The organism is Nocardia farcinica, assembly GCF_029867845.1.
Taxonomy (GTDB): Bacteria; Actinomycetota; Actinomycetes; order Mycobacteriales; family Mycobacteriaceae; genus Nocardia; species Nocardia farcinica_A.
Window position 1 is genome coordinate 1 of sequence record NZ_JARWRU010001149.1, and the last position, 5,358, is coordinate 5,358.

The following is a 5,358-nucleotide window of genomic DNA, read 5'->3' on the forward strand; positions in this document are numbered from 1 at the left end:
GTCGGCACCCCGGTCGCCGGCCGCGGCGAACGCGCCCTCGACGACCTGGTCGGCATGTTAGTCAACACGCTGACCCTGCGCACCGAGGTCGACGTCGACGCCGGCTTCACCGCGCTGGTCGGCACCGCCCGCGAGGCCGACCTCGCCGCCTTCGACCACGCCGAGCTGCCCTACGAGCGCGTCGTCGACGCGGTCGCCCCCGACCGCGCCGGCACCAGCAGCCCGTTGTTCCAGGTGGTGCTGGCCTTCGAGAACCTGACCAAACCGGTCGTCGAACTGCCCGGCCTGACCGTCACCGCCATGGACTCCGGCCCGCTGGCCGCCAAGTTCGACCTGCTGCTCGAGATCGAGCCGCGCCGGGAGCCCGACGGCACGCCGGGCCCGCTCGGCGCGGCCGTCACCTACGCCACCGATCTGTTCGAGGCGCGCACCGTGCGCGGCTTCGCCGAGCGCTTCGCCCGGCTGGTCGCCGAGGTCGCCGCCGATCCCACCCGGCCGATCGGCGACATCGACCTGCTCGACGAGCTCGACCGCGAGCACCTGCTCCCGGCCGGGCCCGCCGTCCGCACCGACGTGACGCTGCCCCGGCTGCTGGCCGCGGCCGTGGAGACCGCCCCGCGCAACCTCGCGGTGGTCTTCTCCGACGCCGTGGAGCGGCTGGGCGGACTGGACTATCTCGAGCTCGACGCCCGCTCCACCCTGCTGGCGCGGGAGCTGATCGACCGAGGCGTCGGCCCGGAGGACCTGGTGGCCGTCGCGGTGCCGCGCTCGCTGGAGTCGGTGCTGGCCGTGTGGGCGGTCGCCAAGACCGGCGCCGGCTTCGTGCCCATCGACCCGGCCTATCCCGCCGAGCGGATCGCGCACATGCTCGCCGACTCCGGCGCGGTGCTCGGCCTCACGGTCACCGACGAGGTGGCCGCGCTGCCCAAGCGGGTGCGCTGGCTGCTGCTCGACGACATCGCCTTCGTCGCGCGCCTGGCCCGTTTCGACACCAGGCCGCTCACCGACGCCGACCGGCGCAGGCCGCTGCATCCCGGCCACCCGGCCTACGTCATCTACACCTCCGGTTCCACCGGCACCCCGAAGGGCGTCACGGTCAGCCATGCGGGTCTGGCCGCGCTGGCCGAGGAACTGCGCGAGCGCTACCGGACGAGCCCGCGGGCGCGGACCCTGCACTTCGCCTCGCCGTCCTTCGACGCCTCGGTGCTGGAGCTGTTGCTGGCCGTCGGCGCGGCCGCGACCATGGTCGTGGGGGCGCCGCGGGGCGTCGGCGGCGCCCGCCAGGGCGGGGTGGTGGGCCGGGGACCGGTGGCCCCAGGCGTAGTGACCCCCCCCCCGCGGGCCCGCCCCGCCGGGGGGGGGGGGGGTGGGGGGCCGGGGGGGGGGGCCGCGCCCTGGGGGGGGGGCGGGCCGAGCGTCTTCGGCGGCGCCGACCTGGCCGAGGTGCTGCGCCGGGAACAGGTGACCCATGCCTTCGTCACCCCCGCCGCGCTGGCCGGCCTCGACCCCGAGGGCCTGGACGAACTGCGCGTGCTGGTCACCGGCGGCGAGGCCTGCCCGCCGGAGCTGGTGCGCCGCTGGGCAGGCCCGATCGCGTCGGGCAGGCTGACCTTCCACAACGCCTACGGCCCGACCGAGACCACCGTGGTCGCCTCCGCCACCGGTCCGATGACCCCCGACGCGCCGGTCAGGATCGGCGCGCCCATCCGGGGCACCGCCGCCTACGTGCTCGACCGGCGTCTGCGCCCGGTGCCAGCCGGGGTCGGCGGTGAGCTCTACCTGGCGGGTCCGTCGCTGGCCCGCGGCTACCGCGACCGCTCGGCGCTCACCGCGACCCGCTTCGTCGCCGACCCGTTCGCCGCCGACGGCACCCGCATGTACCGCACCGGCGACCTGGTGCGCCGCACCTCCACCGGTGAGCTGGAATACCTGGGCCGCAACGACTTCCAGGTCAAGATCCGTGGCTTCCGCATCGAGCTCGGCGAGATCGACGCCGCGCTCACCGCGCGGCCGGAGGTCGACTTCGCCGTCACCGTCGGCCACGAACTCGACAACGGCAGCACGATTCTCGCCTCCTACGTGCATCCGGCCCCCGGTTCGCACATCGACCCCGACGAGCTGCTGGCCGCCGCCTCGCGCGCGCTGCCACGGCACATGGTCCCGGCCGCGATCACCGTGCTCGACACCATCCCGGTGACACCCGCGGGCAAGCTCGACCGCGCCGCGCTGCCCGCCCCGGTGTTGCGGGTCAGCACCTTCCGCGCCCCCCGCGGCAGGCTGGAGGAGCTCATCGCCTCGCTCTACGCCGAGGCGCTGGGCACCACCGAGCCGGTCGGCGCCGACGACGACTTCTTCGCCCGCGGCGGCAACTCGCTGATCGCCACCCAGGTGGTGGCCCGCCTCGGCGCGGCGCTCGGCGCCCGGCTCGAGGTGCGCGAACTGTTCGACGCGCCCACGGTGTCCGGGCTGGCCGCCCGCGTCGGGGAACGCCTCGGCGCCACCGGTCCCGCGAGCGCGCGGCCGCCGCTGGTCCCGGTCGAGCGCCCGGAACGGATCCCGCTGTCCCCGGCGCAGCGGCGCTACTGGTTCCTCAACCAGTACGACACCGCCGCCTCCGCGGTCGACAACATCCCGATGGCGGTGCGGCTGTCGGGCCCGCTCGACGTGGCCGCGCTCGGCCGCGCCATCACCGACGTGCTCGCCCGCCACGAGGTGCTGCGCACCGTCTATCCCGGCGGCGACGACCGCCCGTACCAGCTGATCCACCCGGTGCCCACCGAGCCGGTGGCGCTGACGCCGGTGGATGTGCCGCAGGAGCGGTTGCACGACACCGTCGTCGAACTGGCCAGGCGCACCTTCGACGTGACCCGCGAGATCCCGCTGCACGTCGCGCTGCTGCGGGTGGCCCCGGCCGAGCACGTGCTGACCTTCGTGGTGCACCACGTCTCCGCCGACGGCGCCTCCATGGCCCCGCTGGCCCGCGACATCATGGTCGCCTACACCGCCCGCCTGCACGGCAGCGAGCCGCGCTGGTCTCCGCTGCCGGTGCAGTACGCCGACTACGCGCTGTGGCATCGCGCGGTGCTCGGGGAGGAGTCCGACCCGGATTCGGTGGCTGCCGCCCAGATCGCCTACTGGCGCGAGCGTCTCGCGGGCCTGCCCGACCAGCTGGAGCTGCCCACCGACCGGCCGCGCCCGCCCGTGCAGTCCTTCCGCGGCGCCACGGTGCCGCTGGTGGTCCCCGCCGAGACGCACGCCGGGCTGCAGGAACTGGCCAGGGCCAACCGGGCCTCGCTGTTCATGGTCGTGCACGCCGCCTTCGCGGTGCTGCTGGCCAAGCTGTCCGGCTCCGGCGACATCGCCGTCGGCACCCCGCTGGCCGGTCGCGGTGAGCGCGAACTCGACGACCTGATCGGCATGTTCGTCAACACCGTGGTCTTCCGCACCGCAGTGCGCCCCGGCGAGAGCTTCACCGAGCTGCTCGCGCACGTCCGCGAGGGCGACCTGGCCGCCTTCGACCACGCCGACGTGCCGTTCGAGCGCCTGGTCGAGGTGCTCAACCCGGCCCGCTCGACCGCGCGCAATCCGCTGTTCCAGGTGGGCCTTTCGTTCCAGAACCTGCGCGAGACCACCTTCGAGCTGCCGGGCCTGCGGGTCGCGCCGCTGGAGTTCGACACCCATCTGGCCAAGACCGACCTGCAGCTGACCGTGACCGACCGGTACGAGGCCGACGGCGCGCCCGCCGAGCTGCTGGCCGAATTCAGTTACGCCACCGACCTGTTCGACGAGTCGACGGTGCGGGCCGTCGCCGAGCGCTTCCAGCGGGTCCTCGACACCGTGCTGGCCGACCCGACGGTGCCGGTGGCGGGCATCGACCTGCTCTCCGCCGCCGAGCGCGCGCGAATCCTGCGTTCGGTCAACGAGACCGAGCACTGGATCGACCCGCGCGCCAATCTGTCCTCGCTGCTCGACGACACCGTCGCGCGCAGCCCCGAGGCGCTGGCGCTGGTGGCGGGCGAGGGCCAGCGCGCGGTGTGGATCACCTACAGCGAACTCGACCAGCGGGTCAACCGCCTGGCCCGCCACCTGATCCGGCGCGGGGTGCGCCCGGAGGACCGAGTGGTGCTCGCCATGCGCCGCGGCGTCGATCTGGTGGTCGCCATGTACGCCGTCGCCAAGTCCGGCGCCGCCTACGTGCCCGTCGACCCCGACCAGCCGGTGGAACGGATCGAGCAGATCCTCACCACCGCCGCGCCGGTGTGCGTGCTCACCACCACCCGCGACGCCTTCGACACGCGCCTGGCGCTCACCGTGGCGGTCGACACCCTCGACCTGGCCACGCTGTCCCCGGCGGCCGTGGCGCCCTCGGAGCGCAACGGCAAGCTGCACGCGGGCCACCCGGCCTACGTCATCTTCACCTCCGGCTCGACCGGCGTGCCCAAGGGCGTGACGGTCTCGCACGGCGCGATCGTCAACCAGCTGCTGTGGAAGGTGGCCGAATACGGCCTCGACCGCGACACCGTGGTGCTGCTGAAGACCGCCGCCACCTTCGACCTGTCGGTCTGGGAGTTCTGGTCGGCTGCGGTGGCGGGCGGACGTCTGGTGATCGCCGACGCCGACGGCCACCGCGACCCGGCCTACCTGAACACCCTGATGCGCGAGACCGGGGTCAACACCCTGCACACCGTGCCGTCGATGCTCGACGCGCTGGTCGCCGAGGGCGGCGGCAGCCTGCCCGAATCGGTGCGCCTGGTGCTGGCCATCGGCGAGGAGCTGCCCGCCGCCCTGGCCGCGCGGGTACGCGCGGGCGGGGTGTCGGTGCACAACCTCTACGGGCCCACCGAGGCCGCGGTCTCCATCACCGCGCACGCGGTCACCGAGGCCGACACCGGCTCGGTGCCGATCGGCGCGCCGGAGTGGAACAGCCGTGTCTACGTGCTGGACAACGCGCTCGCCCCGGTCCCCGACGGCGTGCCGGGCGAGCTGTACCTGGCGGGCGCACAGCTGGCCCGCGGCTACCACCGCAGGCCAGGACTGACCGCCGAGCGCTTCCTGGCCGACCCGTACGCCCTCGAGGCGGGCGGTTCGGCGGGCGAGCGGATGTACCGGACCGGCGACCTGGTGGTGCGCACCGGATCGGGCGCGCTGGAATACCTCGGCCGCACCGACTTCCAGGTGAAGATCCGCGGCTTCCGCATCGAGCTCGGCGACATCGACGCCGCGCTGCTGGCCCAGCCCGGCGTCGCGCAGGCGGTCACCGTCGGCCGGGAGCAGCCCGGCCGCGCGCCCCTGCGGGGGTGGGTTGTGGTGCCCGCCGAGGTGCGCGCCGCCGCGCGGGGGCCGCGGGCCGGGCCGACC

At 74.7% G+C, this 5,358-nt stretch carries 1 protein-coding gene; it reads left to right on the forward strand.

Features of this window, described 5'->3' with window-relative positions; genetic code table 11:
• Positions 1-5,358 (forward strand): non-ribosomal peptide synthetase (locus tag QH283_RS25530; RefSeq protein ID WP_280505481.1); only part of this gene is annotated, 5,358 nt, incomplete at both ends.